16 protein-coding genes and 1 other RNA gene are annotated in these 13,663 nt (G+C 61.4%); 10 read left to right on the forward strand and 7 right to left on the reverse strand.

The window, feature by feature from the left end:
• Positions 1–96: 96 nt before the first annotated feature.
• Positions 97–546 carry an EVE domain-containing protein gene (locus tag FXO12_RS19500; protein ID WP_057975322.1) on the reverse strand — a complete coding sequence of 150 codons (450 nt, stop codon included), beginning with the start codon at positions 544–546 and terminating at the stop codon, positions 97–99.
• A gap of 195 nt (positions 547–741) precedes the next feature.
• On the opposite strand from FXO12_RS19500, the gene FXO12_RS28795 reads away from it, so the two are divergent.
• Positions 742–891: a hypothetical protein gene (locus FXO12_RS28795; RefSeq protein ID WP_087149531.1), complete on the forward strand. Its 150-nt coding sequence runs from the start codon at positions 742–744 to the stop codon at positions 889–891.
• A 9-nt stretch (positions 892–900) separates the two neighbouring features.
• Here FXO12_RS28795 and FXO12_RS19505 read toward each other — a convergent pair whose 3' ends face one another.
• The 4 genes from FXO12_RS19505 to FXO12_RS19520 form a co-directional block, all read right to left on the reverse strand.
• A complete protein-coding gene (locus FXO12_RS19505) occupies positions 901–1,533 on the reverse strand; it encodes a 5-formyltetrahydrofolate cyclo-ligase (RefSeq protein ID WP_054917082.1) in 633 nt (210 codons plus the stop codon).
• A gap of 57 nt (positions 1,534–1,590) precedes the next feature.
• A non-coding RNA gene (gene ssrS / locus FXO12_RS19510) (6S RNA) lies at positions 1,591–1,769 on the reverse strand.
• Positions 1,770–1,799: 30 nt separating this feature from the next.
• Entirely contained in the window at positions 1,800–2,117 is a 318-nt protein-coding gene (locus tag FXO12_RS19515) for a cell division protein ZapA (protein ID WP_054895993.1), read from the reverse strand.
• Positions 2,114–2,323: a TIGR02449 family protein gene (locus tag FXO12_RS19520; protein WP_003177365.1), complete on the reverse strand. Its 210-nt coding sequence runs from the start codon at positions 2,321–2,323 to the stop codon at positions 2,114–2,116. Before FXO12_RS19520 ends, FXO12_RS19515 begins: the two co-directional genes overlap by 4 nt.
• A gap of 138 nt (positions 2,324–2,461) precedes the next feature.
• Between FXO12_RS19520 and FXO12_RS19525 the strand changes: the two genes are divergently transcribed.
• The 9 genes from FXO12_RS19525 to gcvH all read left to right on the forward strand — a co-directional run bounded on the left by FXO12_RS19525 (position 2,462) and on the right by gcvH (position 11,860).
• Positions 2,462–3,019, forward strand: coding sequence for a YecA family protein (locus FXO12_RS19525; protein WP_034129010.1), 558 nt, complete (start codon positions 2,462–2,464; stop codon positions 3,017–3,019).
• A 21-nt stretch (positions 3,020–3,040) separates the two neighbouring features.
• Positions 3,041–4,363 (forward strand): Xaa-Pro aminopeptidase, encoded by a 1,323-nt coding sequence (gene pepP, locus FXO12_RS19530; protein WP_034129009.1) that lies wholly within the window; start codon positions 3,041–3,043, stop codon positions 4,361–4,363.
• On the forward strand, positions 4,360–5,547 hold the full coding sequence (gene ubiH / locus FXO12_RS19535; RefSeq protein WP_057975323.1) for a 2-octaprenyl-6-methoxyphenyl hydroxylase: 1,188 nt from the start codon (positions 4,360–4,362) through the stop codon (positions 5,545–5,547). The genes pepP and ubiH overlap by 4 nt, the downstream gene beginning before the upstream one ends.
• Positions 5,540–6,025, forward strand: coding sequence for a DUF4442 domain-containing protein (locus FXO12_RS19540; RefSeq protein ID WP_034129007.1), 486 nt, complete (start codon positions 5,540–5,542; stop codon positions 6,023–6,025). The genes ubiH and FXO12_RS19540 overlap by 8 nt, the downstream gene beginning before the upstream one ends.
• An 8-nt stretch (positions 6,026–6,033) precedes the next feature.
• Complete coding sequence (locus tag FXO12_RS19545) at positions 6,034–7,251, forward strand: 2-octaprenyl-3-methyl-6-methoxy-1,4-benzoquinol hydroxylase (protein ID WP_164919349.1); 1,218 nt, start codon at positions 6,034–6,036, stop codon at positions 7,249–7,251.
• Between the two features lie 162 nt (positions 7,252–7,413).
• Entirely contained in the window at positions 7,414–8,418 is a 1,005-nt protein-coding gene (locus FXO12_RS19550) for an extracellular solute-binding protein (protein ID WP_057975325.1), read from the forward strand.
• A gap of 150 nt (positions 8,419–8,568) precedes the next feature.
• A complete protein-coding gene (locus tag FXO12_RS19555) occupies positions 8,569–10,185 on the forward strand; it encodes an iron ABC transporter permease (RefSeq protein ID WP_057975326.1) in 1,617 nt (538 codons plus the stop codon).
• Positions 10,186–10,341: 156 nt separating this feature from the next.
• The gene (gene gcvT, locus FXO12_RS19560; RefSeq protein ID WP_034129004.1) at positions 10,342–11,424 is read left to right on the forward strand and encodes a glycine cleavage system aminomethyltransferase GcvT; all 1,083 of its coding nucleotides are present in this window, start codon (positions 10,342–10,344) and stop codon (positions 11,422–11,424) included.
• Positions 11,425–11,476: 52 nt separating this feature from the next.
• Positions 11,477–11,860, forward strand: coding sequence for a glycine cleavage system protein GcvH (gcvH, locus tag FXO12_RS19565; RefSeq protein WP_054895989.1), 384 nt, complete (start codon positions 11,477–11,479; stop codon positions 11,858–11,860).
• 144 nt (positions 11,861–12,004) lie between these two features.
• On the opposite strand, the gene FXO12_RS19570 is transcribed toward gcvH, so the two are convergent.
• Complete coding sequence (locus tag FXO12_RS19570; protein WP_034129003.1) at positions 12,005–13,147, reverse strand: DegT/DnrJ/EryC1/StrS aminotransferase family protein; 1,143 nt, start codon at positions 13,145–13,147, stop codon at positions 12,005–12,007.
• Between the two features lie 164 nt (positions 13,148–13,311).
• Complete coding sequence (locus FXO12_RS19575) at positions 13,312–13,626, reverse strand: DUF2388 domain-containing protein (RefSeq protein WP_003176799.1); 315 nt, start codon at positions 13,624–13,626, stop codon at positions 13,312–13,314.
• Positions 13,627–13,663: the final 37 nt, after the last annotated feature.

The raw sequence follows: 13,663 nt of genomic DNA on the forward strand, positions 1-13,663 counted from the left end.
CGCGAAAAACGTCAACGATAACGCGTGCTTCCTGAATAAAAGCGGCGCCTGTGAGTTTTTCGCGAGCAAGCTCGCTCCTACAAGAAGCCAGGTCAGTTAAAGCAAATGAAGGACCACCGCCCACTGTTGCGGTGTGACCGCCATGACCGAAAGCCGGCTGCCTTTCTGCACCAGCGGCATTTCAGCCAGTGCAGTTTGCTGCTTTAGATAGCCGAGCCCCAGCACCTTGGGGAAGGTCTGCACGTGCGCGACATCGATCGCGCTCCACGGGTTTTTCTCCGGGGTGGCCTTGGCGTCGAAATAGTGGCTTTCTGGTTCCAGCGCAGTGGGGTCCGGATAGGCGGCCCGAGTGATTTTGCCGATGCCGGCAATCCCTGGCTCCGGGCAACTGGAGTGGTAGAAGAAAAACTCGTCGCCCACGGCCATGGCGCGCAAAAAGTTGCGGGCCTGATAGTTGCGTACCCCGTCCCAGCGCGCTTCGCCGAGCTTTTCCAGGCCGTTGATAGAGAGTTCGTCGGGCTCGGATTTCATCAGCCAGTAGGCCATTGTTGGGCTCCTGAAAAAGGCATTGGGCAAGTTGTCGGGCAATTGCATGACAAACCGACAGTCGGTTGGCGTCAAGGTTTGCGTGTTGGTTCACGTTACCGCAGAATGCGCGCTTTTAAGCTTGACGCAGCTGCAACGGACTACTTTGGAACGTTGTTGTCATCGTGTACGAGGTGCCTGAAAGGGGGGCAATCGATGCAACGTAAGCCGGATTTACTATGGATTTTGGTTATTTTGTTTGGTCTGGGCGTCGTGACCACCGGTTATGCCCAGAGCCTGTGGTCGAGCAAGACCGATGCACCGGTTGAACTGGCTCAGCAGCAGCCACAACCGTTCAAGCGTTAACTCAAGCATTCACCAAGGCGCCGCTGTTTCCAGCGGCGTTTGTGCGTCATACCACTGCGTATCAGTCACCGTCCCCGCCAACGGCACATCCCAACTCGCCTGCGCCAGGCGTTCGACTTTCTGGCATTCATGGGCCAGCCCCAGCAGCGTTGGCTTGCGCCAGCTCTGGCGGCGGGCAAGATAGGCCAGGCTGCGATCGTAGAACCCGCCGCCCATGCCCAGGCGCCCACCCACATCGTCGAACCCCACCAACGGCAATAACACCAGGTCCAGCGCCCAGACTTGGCGCTGACGATGGGCATTGACCCGTGGTTCAAGGATGCGAAAGCGGTTGGGCAGCAACTTATCCCCAGGCCGTACGCGCTGGAACACCATCTTGGTGCGCGGCCAGGCGCTGAGCACCGGCAGGTAAGTGGCTTTGCCGCGGCGCTGGGCCGCACGCAGCAGCAGGCGCGGATCGATTTCACCGTCCGTGGGCAGATATAAAGAGATATGTTTGGCCCGGCGAAACAGCGGGTGCTGTGCCAGTTGCCGGTACACACCCTGAGCGGCCTGGCGCTGCTCGCTTGGCGTGAGGGCGCGGCGGGCCTTGCGCAACATGCGTCGAAGTTGCGGACGAGATAGCGGCGCAGGTTCGGTCATGATTTTCGGCTCATAAAACAATGCCAGTCCGGGGACTGGCATTGAGTTTGGGAATTCAGGCTCCCCGACAGAGCCGCTGTCGACTTAGCCCTTGAACCCGAAAGTTCAAGGTGGAAGAAGCAGTAGGCTTTAAGGCTTTCCGTCTAGCGGACATGCACACCAGCCCAACGTGCAACTTCCAGGGTAGTGCGAATCGGCTCAGGGACATCGCCGACTGGCAAACACGCCAGGGAGTGGGGCGAGTATACCTTAAACCCGCTCGGCAATCAGCCCTTGGGTGTGTCTGAATCGGTGGAAAGCGCCAGATCCACGCGATCGAGCAGGTCACGCACCTGCTCGCGCGTCGAACCACTGGCCTGTACGTCAGGGCGCTCCTGCTTATGCAGCAGGTCGTGGGTGATATTCAGCGCGGCCATCACAGCGATGCGGTCGGCGCCGATCACTTTGCCGCTGCTGCGGATTTCGCGCATCTTGCCGTCCAGGTAGCGGGCAGCGCTCACCAGGTTGCTGCGTTCTTCCTGGGGGCAGATGATCGAATATTCTTTGTCGAGGATCTGCACGGTAACGCTATTGCTTGAACTCATGAGTCTTGCTCCAGGGCCTTCAGGCGCGAAATCATCGATTCGACCTTACGCCGGGCGATTTCGTTTTTTTCAATGAGGTGAGCGCGTTCCTCGCGCCAGGTCTTTTCCTGAGCTAATAGGAGTCCGTTTTGACTCTTAAGTTGCTCGACCCGATCAATTAGCAGTTCGAGTCTGGCCATCAGCGCTTGCAGGTCGGTGTCTTCCATTGGGTTCCACTGGATTTGTCTGATGAATGGCAACTGCAGGATAAACGATCTGACGCCCTCGATAGTCTTGGTACGTCTGCCGGTGCTAGGATACAGCGCTCCATTCTAGACATTGCGCCGTCTGGCGCCTAGCTCACCATGCCCATTCAAAATTCCCCGTACGACGCTTTTTCCAAACTGCTGAGCACCAGCGGCCACCCTTGCTCGCCTGCCGAACTGCACGGCGTGCTGTTGGGCCGCAGTTGCACCGGTGTGGGCTTTGATGCCGACAACTGGCTGGCCGATGTGGCCGAGTTGCTGGAAACCGAACCCACCGAGAACGTGCGCAATGCGTTGATCGGCCTGCAAGAGATGGTCAAGGGCGAGTTGACCGGTGACGACGTCACCGTGGTCCTGCTGCTGCCGACCGATGACGCGCCGCTCACCGAGCGCGCTGCTGCCCTGGGCCAGTGGTGCCAGGGCTTCCTCCACGGTTTCGGCGTGAATGCCGGCGGCCTGGAGCTGAGCACCGACGCCAAGGAAGTGCTGCAGGACCTGGCGGCGATCTCACAGGTGCAAGATGCCCTGGAAGAGTCCGAAGATGGCGAAGGCGACTACATGGAAGTCATGGAATACCTGCGCGTCGCGCCGTTGCTGCTGTTCACCGAGACCAGGAAGTCCGCTGAGCCGGTCGCTGCCAAGCCGTCGTTGCACTAAAGAAAGGAAGCCCATCTGCCCATGATTCATATCCCCAAAGCGGAATACACCCGTCGCCGCAAGGCGCTCATGGCGCAGATGGAACCCAACAGCATCGCGATCCTGCCGGCCGCCGCCGTGGCCATCCGCAACCGCGATGTCGAGCATGTTTACCGCCAGGACAGCGATTTCCAGTACCTGAGCGGTTTCCCCGAGCCCGAAGCGGTGATCGTGCTGATGCCCGGTCGCCAGCACGGCGAGTACGTGCTGTTCTGCCGCGAGCGCAATGCCGAGCGCGAATTGTGGGACGGCCTGCGTGCGGGCACCGAGGGCGCGATTCGCGACTTTGGCGCGGATGACGCCTTCCCCATTACCGATATCGACGACATCCTGCCCGGCCTGATCGAAGGTCGCGACCGCGTGTACTCGGCCATGGGCAGCAATGCCGAGTTCGACCGGCACGTGATGGAGTGGATCAACGTGATCCGTTCCAAAGCACACCTGGGCGCCCAGCCGCCGAACGAATTCGTTGCCCTGGATCATTTGCTCCACGATATGCGCCTGTATAAATCGGCGGCAGAAGTGAAGGTGATGCGCGAGGCAGCGCGAATTTCCTGTGCGGCCCATGTGCGGGCGATGCAGGCCAGCCGTGCCGGCCTGCATGAGTTCAGCCTGGAAGCCGAGCTGGATTACGAGTTTCGCAAGGGAGGCGCGAAGATGCCGGCCTATGGCTCCATCGTCGCCGCCGGGCGCAACAGCTGCATCCTGCATTACCAGCAGAATGACGCGGTGCTCAAGGACGGCGACCTGGTGCTGATCGACGCCGGGTGTGAGATCGATTGCTACGCCAGCGACATCACCCGTACCTGGCCGGTCAACGGCAAGTTTTCGCCGGAGCAGAAGGCGATCTACGAGATTGTGCTGGCCTCCCAGGAAGCCGCCTTCAAGCAGATCGCGCCGAACAAACATTGGAACCAGGCCCACGAGGCGACCGTGCAGGTCATCACCGCCGGCTTGGTGAAGCTGGGGTTGTTGCAAGGTGACGTTGACGAGTTGATCGCCAGCGAAGCCTACCGCGCCTTCTACATGCACCGTGCCGGCCACTGGCTGGGCATGGATGTGCATGATGTGGGCGAGTACAAAGTGGGTGGTGAATGGCGCGTGCTGGAAGTGGGCATGGCCTTGACCGTGGAGCCGGGCATCTATATTTCCCCGGACAACCAGAACGTGGCAAAAAAATGGCGTGGCATTGGCGTGCGCATCGAGGACGACGTGGTAGTGACCAAGCAAGGCTGTGAAATCCTGACTGGCGGCGTGCCCAAGACCGTTGCCGAGATCGAGGCGTTGATGGCGGCTGCCCGATGAGCCGGGTCAACCTGGCGATTATCGGCGGTGGCCTGGTGGGCGCCAGCCTGGCCCTGGCGTTGCAAGCGGGGGCCAAGGCGCGGGGTTGGAAGATCGTGCTGATCGAGCCCTTTGCACCGGGCGACAGTTACCAACCGAGCTACGATGCGCGCTCTTCCGCGCTGTCGTTTGGCGCGCGCCAGATTTACCAGCGGCTGGGCCTGTGGCAAGCCATTTCCCGGCGTGCGGAGCCGATCAAGCAGATCCATGTATCGGACCGTGGGCGCTTCTCCACCGCGCGTTTGTCCGCGATGGAGGAGGGCGTGCCAGCCCTGGGTTATGTGGTGGAAAACGCCTGGCTCGGCCAATGCCTGTGGCAAGGCTTGGACAAGGACGTGGTGAGCTGGCGCTGCCCGGCGGAAGTCACGCGCATGGAGCCGCTGCCCGATGGCTATCGCCTGACCCTCAACGATGAAACCGTGCTGGAATGCGACCTTGCGGTACTGGCCGATGGCGGCCGTTCCGGCCTGCGAGAGCAACTGGGCATTGGCGTGAAAACCCGGCCCTACAACCAGAGCGCGCTGATCGCCAACATCACCCCGAGCGAGGCGCACAATGGCGAGGCGTTCGAGCGCTTTACCGATGAAGGCCCCATGGCCTTGCTGCCGCTGCCGGACAACCGTTGCGCGCTGGTCTGGACCCGCATCGGCATGGACGCCCAGCGCTTGGCCAGCCTCGACGAGCGTAGCTTCCTGAGCGAACTGCAGGGTGTGTTCGGGTATCGCCTGGGCACCCTCAAGCAAGTGGGTGCCCGCCACCTGTACCCGTTGACCCTGGTGGAAGCCGAAGAGCAAGTGCGTTCGCACCTGGCGGTCCTCGGCAATGCCGCCCATAGCCTGCACCCGATTGCCGGGCAGGGGTTCAATCTGTCTCTGCGCGATGCCAATGCCTTGGCCGAAGCGCTGCTGGCCGGGCCTGCTGTGCCGGGTGACCTGGCGACTTTGCAAAGCTATCGCGAGCGCCAGCGCCTGGACCAGCAACTCACCGTAGGCTTCTCCGACCAGGTCACGCGCCTGTTTGGCAGTGCCCAACCGTTGGTGGCGCTGGGCCGCAATATGGGCTTGCTCGGCCTCGACCTGTTGCCACCAGCCAAACGCTGGTTCGCCCGCCAGGCCATGGGCCTGGGTACGCGTTCCGATGCGTAAGTGGCTAACCCAACGCGTGGGCAAGGCGCGGCTGTTGCGCTGGTTCCTCACCCTGTACCCGCCGTACCTCGGCGCCGGGGTGCGGGTGCAGGCACTGAGTGCCGACTTCCGGCATGCCAAGGTGCGCATGGGCCTGGGTTGGTACAACCGCAATTACGTCGGTACGCAATTTGGCGGCAGCCTGTATTCGATGGTCGATCCGTTCTACATGTTGCTGTTGATGGAAAACCTGGGCCGCGACTACATCGTGTGGGACAAGGCTGCGAGTATCGACTTCATCTCGCCGGGCAAAGGCCCGGTGTATGCCGAATTCTCCATCGACGACGCTTTGCTCGATGAAATCCGGCGCCAGACCGCAGGTGGCGAGAAATATCTGCCCCACCTCAAGGTCGAGATTCATGACGGCTCCGGCACCCTGGTGGCGCGGGTCGACAAAACCCTTTATGTGCGGCGCAAGCCGCCAGCGAGACAGGCTTGAATATGGACATGCGCGCAGATGTGCTGATTGTCGGGGCCGGAATGGTCGGAAGCGCCCTGGCGCTGGCGTTGCAGGGCAGTGGCCTGCAGGTGCTGCTGCTCGACGGCAGCCCGTTGAGCGTCAAGCCGTTTGAACCGGCTGCGGCGTTTGAACCGCGGGTGAGCGCGCTGTCGGCGGCCAGCCAGCGCATTCTTGAGTGCCTGGGCGTGTGGGACGGCATCGTAGAGCGGCGTGCCAGCCCCTATGGCGAAATGCAGGTATGGGACGGCAGCGGCACTGGGCAGATCCACTTCTCGGCGGCCAGTGTGCATGCGGAGGTGCTTGGGCATATCGTCGAGAACCGCGTGGTGCAGGATGCCTTGCTCGATCGCCTGCATGACTGCGACCTCGGCCTGCTGGCCAATGCGCGCCTGGAACAGATGCGCCGATCCGGCGATGACTGGTTGTTGACCCTGGCCGACGGCCGCAAGCTGCGCGCGCCGCTGGTGGTGGCCGCCGACGGTGCCAACTCCGCCGTACGCCGCCTGACCGGTACACCTACCCGCGAATGGGATTACCTGCACAACGCCATCGTCACCAGCGTGCGCAGCAGTCAGCCGCACCAGCGCACCGCGTGGCAACGTTTCACCGACACCGGCCCGCTGGCGTTCCTGCCGCTGGTGCGCGATGGGCAGGAAGACTGGTGCTCGATTGTCTGGTCGACCACGCCCGCCGAATCCGAGCGCTTGATGGCGCTGGATGACGAAGGCTTCTGCCGTGAGCTGGAGCGTGCTTTCGAGGGGCGCCTGGGCACCGTGCTCAGTGCTGACCCGCGTGTGTGCGTACCGTTGCGCCAGCGCCATGCCAAACGTTATGTGGCCGAAGGCCTGGCGTTGATCGGCGACGCCGCCCACGTCATTCACCCGTTGGCGGGGCAGGGCGTCAACCTGGGTTTCCTCGATGCAGCCGTGCTGGCCGAAGTGCTGTTGGCGGCGACCGAGCGCGGCGAGCGCCTGGCCGATGTGAAAGTGCTGAGCCGTTACGAGCGGCGCCGCATGCCCCATAACCTGACGCTGATGGCGGCGATGGAAGGCTTTGAGCGCTTGTTCCAGGCCGATCAACTGCCGCTGCGCTGGTTGCGCAACGCGGGTTTGAAAATCGTCGACCAGATGCCCGAAGCCAAAGCAGTGTTTGTGCGCCAGGCACTGGGATTGACTGGCGATCTTCCCGAACTCGCCAAACCCTGAACTGACAATACAACCCTCTGTGGGAGCCGGGCTTGCCCGCGATGAGGCTATCAGCTCCAGCGCATATTCTGGCTGTGCAACATCTGGTAACGCCTCCACCAAGCGTTACCAAATGTGAGTCCTTATCATTTGCCCTCCATTTGCAAATGAGAGACCGCACCCATGTTGGCACCCAAGCGCCTCCTGACTGCCCTGGCACTCACCCTGATCGGCAGCACCACCGTGCAGGCGGCCGACGAAGTCGTGGTCTACTCCTCGCGTATCGACGAACTGATCAAGCCCGTGTTCGACGCCTACACCAAAAAGACCGGAGTACAGGTCAAGTTCATCACCGACAAGGAAGCCCCGTTGATGCAGCGCATCAAGGCCGAGGGCGAGAACGCCACCGCCGACCTGCTGCTCACCGTTGACGCCGGCAACCTCTGGCAGGCCGAGCAGATGGGCATCCTGCAACCGTTCACCTCTCCTGTCATCGACAAAAATATTCCTCTGCAATATCGCTCATCGGCCCACGCCTGGACCGGTTTGAGCCTGCGTGCGCGAACGATCGCCTATTCCACCGACCGGGTAAAACCGGGCGACCTGACCACCTACGAAGCCCTGGCCGACAAGCAGTGGGAAGGCCGCCTGTGCCTGCGCACGGCGAAAAAAGTCTACAACCAGTCGCTGACCGCCACGTTGATCGAAACCCATGGTGCGGCCAAGACCGAAGAAATCATCAAGGGTTGGGTGAATAACCTCTCCACCGACGTGTTCTCCGATGACATCGCCGTGCTGGAGGCCATCAACGCCGGGCAATGCGACGTGGGTATCGTCAATACCTATTACTACGGTCGCCTGCACAAGCAGAAGCCAGAGCTGGCGGTGAAGTTGTTCTGGCCGAACCAGGGCGACCGCGGCGTGCATGTGAATCTCTCCGGCATCGGCCTGACCCAGCACGCACCGCACCCGGAAGCGGCCAAGGCGCTGGTGGAGTGGATGACCACGCCTGAGGCACAGAAGATCTTCGCCGACGTCAACCAGGAGTTCCCGGCCAACCCAGCGGTACCGCCATCGGCGGAAGTGGCGACCTGGGGCAAGTTCGTGGCCGATACCTTGCCGGTGGAAGTGGCAGGCAAGCGCCAGGCCGAAGCGATTCGCCTGATGGATCGCGCTGGCTGGAACTGAAGCTGCGCCGCTTAACTGTGGGAGCTGGCTTGCCCGCGATTGCATCACTTCGGTATCACTGATACACCGAGGTGCTTGTATCGCAGGCAAGCCAGCTCCCACATTGGTTAGTGGCCGCTTCAACATCTTTATTTTTCTGAGAGCTTTTCCTTGGCCCACCCCGCCCAACGTCGCTGGTACCTACCGGTTTTCAGCGTCGCCGCCCTGGTGCTGTTGCCGCTGAGCGTGCTGCTGCTGTCCTGGCAAAGCATTGACCCACAGATCTGGTCGCACCTCTGGGACACTCAGATGCCCCGCTTGCTGGGCAACACCTTGACCCTGGTGCTCGGTGTCGGCCTGGGCGTGACGCTGCTGGGCGTCAGCCTGGCCTGGCTGACCAGCCTGTGCGAGTTCCCCGGGCGGCGCTGGCTCGATTGGGCACTGATGTTGCCCTTTGCAATCCCTGCCTATGTGCTGGCCTTTGTGTTCGTGGGCCTGCTGGATTTCGCCGGCCCGGTGCAAACCCTGCTGCGCGAGTGGTTCGGCACCGGGTTGCGCTTGCCGCGGGTACGCTCTACCAGTGGCGTGGTCATCGTGTTGGTGCTGGTGTTCTATCCCTATGTCTACCTGCTGGCGCGCAGCGCGTTCCTGGCCCAGGGCAAAGGCTTGATGGAAGCGGCGCGGGTGCTGGGGCAATCGCCATGGCAAGCGTTCTGGCGCGTGGCATTGCCAATGGCGCGACCAGCAATTGGTGCCGGTGTGGCCTTGGCGCTGATGGAGACGCTCGCGGATTTTGGCGCGGTCTCGGTGTTCAATTTCGACACCTTTACCACCGCAATCTATAAAACCTGGTACGGCTTTTTCAGCCTGTCCAGTGCCGCGCAACTGGCCAGCCTGCTGCTGCTGGTAGTGATGCTGGTGCTGTATGGCGAGCGACGTGCGCGCGGGGCCAGCCGACCGAGCAATGAGCGCCCACGGGGCAAGGCGTTATACCACCTGCGCGGGTTCAAAGCCGTGGCGGCCAGCGCGTGGTGCAGCTTGGTCTTCGCCTGTGCGTTCGTGATTCCGATGCTGCAACTGGTGGCGTGGTTCTGGCAGCGTGGCCGCTTCGACCTGGATGAACGTTACACCGGGCTGATCGTGCATACCCTTTACCTGGGCGGTATCGCAGCGCTGATCACGGTCAGCGTGGCGCTGATACTGGCCTTTGCCAACCGTCTGGCGCCCACTCGCGCGATTCGCTCCGGTATCAGCCTGGCCAATGTCGGCTATGCCTTGCCAGGCTCGGTGCTGGCGGTGTCGATCATGCTGGCGTTCAGTTACCTGGACCGCGAGTTGGTGGTGCCGCTCTCCGGATGGCTGGGCGGGGCGGGCAAGCCTTTGCTGCTGGGCAGCCTGTCGGCACTGGTGCTGGCGTACCTGGTGCGGTTCCTGGCGGTGGCCTACGGGCCGCTGGAAAACAGCCTGGCGCGAATCCGTCCGTCACTGCCCGAAGCGGCACGCAGCCTTGGCGTGAGCGGCCCACGACTGTTTTGCAAAGTGTATCTGCCGTTATTGGTGCCGGGCACGTTGAGCGCAGCGCTGCTGGTGTTTGTGGATGTGCTCAAGGAAATGCCCGCCACCTTGCTGATGCGCCCGTTTGGTTGGGACACCCTGGCGGTCCGCATCTTTGAAATGACCAGTGAAGGCGAATGGGCGCGGGCGTCTTTGCCGGCGCTGACCCTTGTGCTGGTTGGCTTGTTGCCGGTCATCGGGCTGATTCGTCGCTCGGCTCGGCAAATCGGTTAGGTGCCAGTCCTACGGCTTGAGGCTACAATGCGCGGCATTCGGTGCGCTCCGTCTTTCGGATCGACCTGCTGTATGTGGCTGCGGGCCTTGTAGTACAAGGTGTTCGGCGCAAGTGGCAGCTCTGCGCGCCTTCGCCAAGCCCGGAAGGAGAAACCCATGGGACAGCGTACGCCTCTGTATGACCTGCATCTCGCCCTCGGCGCGAAAATGGTCGATTTTGGCGGTTGGGATATGCCTTTGCATTACGGCTCGCAAGTTGAAGAGCACCACCAGGTGCGACGTGACTGCGGGGTCTTCGATGTATCTCATATGACCGTGATCGATGTCACCGGCCCCCAGGCCAAGGAATGGCTCCAGTACCTGCTGGCCAATGATGTCGACCGACTGCATGGCTGTGGCCGTGCGTTATACAGCGCCATGCTCAACGAGCAGGGCGGGGTAGTGGACGACATGATCGTCTACCGCACCGAAACCGGTTACCGCCTGGTGGTCAACGCCGCCACCCGCGATCAGGACATGGCCTGGATGCAGGCGCAACTGGGCACCTACTCAGTGCAGCTGCATGAGCGGTCAGAGTTGGCCATGCTCGCCATCCAAGGCCCCCACGCCCGGCAGAAAATCGCCGAACTGGTGACCCAGTCCCGTGGCACCCTGATCCACCAGCTCAAGCCGTTCGAAGGCCGGGCCGACGGTGACTGGTTTATCGCCCGCACCGGCTATACCGGCGAAGACGGCCTCGAAATCGTGCTGCCGGCCGATCAGGCACCGGGCTTTTTCAACGATCTGGTGGGCGCAGGCATTTCCCCCATCGGCCTCGGTGCGCGCGACACCTTGCGCCTGGAGGCCGGCATGAACCTGTATGGCCAGGATATTCACCAGGCCGTCTCGCCCCTGGCGGCCAACATGGCCTGGAGCATCGCCTGGGAACCGGTCGAGCGTAACTTCATTGGCCGCGCTGCGCTGGAAGCAGAAAAAGCGGCCGGCGTGCAGTTCAAACTGGTGGGGCTCGTCCTCGAAGAGCGTGGCGTGCTACGTGCTCATCAGGTGGTTCGTATCGCCAATGTTGGCGAAGGAGAGATCACCAGTGGTAGTTTCTCGCCTACGCTAAGCAAATCCATTGCGCTGGCGCGTGTGCCGACGGCGACTGCCGACCGGGCCGAAGTGGAAATCCGCGGCAAGTGGTATCCGGTTCGAGTGGTCAAGCCGACCTTCGTGCGTCATGGCAAAACCCTGATCTAACCAATTCCGGCAGGCCAAAGGCCGCTGACATTTCATCTTGAGGACACAGACTATGAGCAATATCCCTGCCGACCTGCGTTTTGCCGAAAGTCACGAATGGGCCCGTCTGGAAGCTGACGGCACCGTGACCGTCGGGATCTCCGACCATGCACAGGAAGCTTTGGGTGATGTGGTGTTTGTTGAACTGACCGAAGTGGGCAAGGTGTTTGCCGCTGAAGATCAAGCGGGTGTGGTGGAGTCGGTCAAGGCCGCTTCGGACATCTACTCGCCGATTGCGGGCGAAGTGATTGCTGTCAACGAGGACTTGAGTGGCAGTCCTGAGCTGTTGAACTCTGACCCTTACGGCGCGTGGATCTTCAAGCTCAAGCCAAGCGACAAGGCCGAGCTGGACAAGCTGCTGGATGCCGCGGGCTACAAAGCCGCCATCGGCGAATAAACGCCATAGTTACAACGACACAAATCAATGTGGGAGCTGGCTTGCCTGCGATTGGATCACCCGGGTATCACCGATACACCGAGGTGCCAGCATCGCAGGCAAGCCAGCTCCCACAGTTGATTGGGGTGTGTCTGCCGGTTGTGATCAGTCTCTTTTCAATACGGCTTTAACGGCCGCTACAGCCCGTTCCACATCCGCCTCTGTCATCGCCGTGAACATCGGCAACGACACAATCAAACGCCCAACACGCTCCGCCACCGGGAACATGCCTTCCTTGAAACCCTGTGCCCGATACAGGCTCAGCAGGTGGATCGGCGGGTAGTGATAGCCGATACCCACGCCGTGGGCCTGCATCTGTTCCATGAACGTGGCGCGGGCTGGCAGGCCATCCTGGCGCTCCGGCAATACCAGTTGGAACAGGTGCCAGTTGCTGTTTTCGAAGTCGGCCGGCGGCAGTTGCGCGCCGTATTGGGCTTCGAAATCGCTGCCAAAGCATTTGAAGTAGTGTCGTGCCAGGTTCTGACGATGGGCGGTGATCTTCTCGATGTGCGCAAATTGCCCCAGGCCTATGGCGGCGGCAATGTCGGTCATGTTGAACTTGCCACCCAGCACATCCACATCCAGGCCATCGAAGCCGCTGCGGGTGACGCCTTGCAGTCGGTACTTCTCTGCCAGACGGGCCTCCTCGGCATTGTTCAACACCAGGCAGCCGCCTTCGGACGACGTGATGTTCTTGTTCGCCTGGAAGCTGAAGGACACGAAGTCGCCGGTTGCGCCGATGCGTTCTCCATCCCAGCTGGACCCCAGGGCCTGGGCAGCATCTTCGACAATACGCAGGTTGTACTTGTTGGCCAGCGCGTAGAGCATCGGCATATCCACAGGCAAGCCGGCCAGGTAGACCGGGATTATCGCCTTGGTGCGCGGAGTAATGGCCGCTTCTACCTGGGCCAGGTCGATATTGCGTGTCACCGGGTCGATGTCGGCAAAGACCGGAGTGGCGCCGACTTCGAGAATCACGTTGGCCGTGGCAACCCAGGAGATTGGGGTGGTGATGACTTCATCCCCAGGCCCGATCCCGGCGATGCGCAAGGCGATCTCCATGGTGCAGGTGCCCGAGTTGAAGGTGCGCACCGGACGGCCGCCAAAATAGTCCGACAGCTGTGCTTCGAACGCCTGCACCTTTGGTCCGCTGGTGATCCAGCCGGAACGCAGAACATCGCCGACCGCCGAAATGGTGGCTTCATCAATGGTCGGTTTGGAAAACGGCAGGAAGGGCTGTTGGCTCATGACGAAGAAGGCATCCGTTTCAGGTAGGCAATGAAAGATAGACGAGTCAGTAGGGCATGGTTGCACGCTGAGACTGAATATAGCCTGTCATCCATGAACGATTCGTCATGCAGCAGGCAAAAAAATGCCGCTTGAGAAAGCGGCATTTTTTATGAGGGCAGTTGTTACTCGGTTACAGCATTCTTCGCCAGGATGGCGTTAGCCAGTTCCATGTCCGTGGCTTGGAGGCCAGGGTTATCGGCGCGGACCTTCTGCATGGCCGCTTCCAGATACGGGCCGCGAATGCCGCCGTCGCTGGCGACGAAGCTGCCCGCGTCGTCCTGGGCGGCGACCACCAGCTTGTGGTCCTTGAAGGTCAGGTAAGTCGAGCCAGTGGTGGCGCCCGACGAGATGACATTACGCCAGAAGCTATCGGCCATGGCTGAGCCGACAGGTAGGGAAAGCACAGCGAGGGTTGCGACAGCATATTTGAGACGCATGATGGGTGACTCCGGTGGGTTATCTGTACGTTTTGAT

The organism is Pseudomonas sp. J380 (genome assembly GCF_009827115.1).
Lineage (GTDB): Bacteria > Pseudomonadota > Gammaproteobacteria > Pseudomonadales > Pseudomonadaceae > Aquipseudomonas > Aquipseudomonas paracarnis.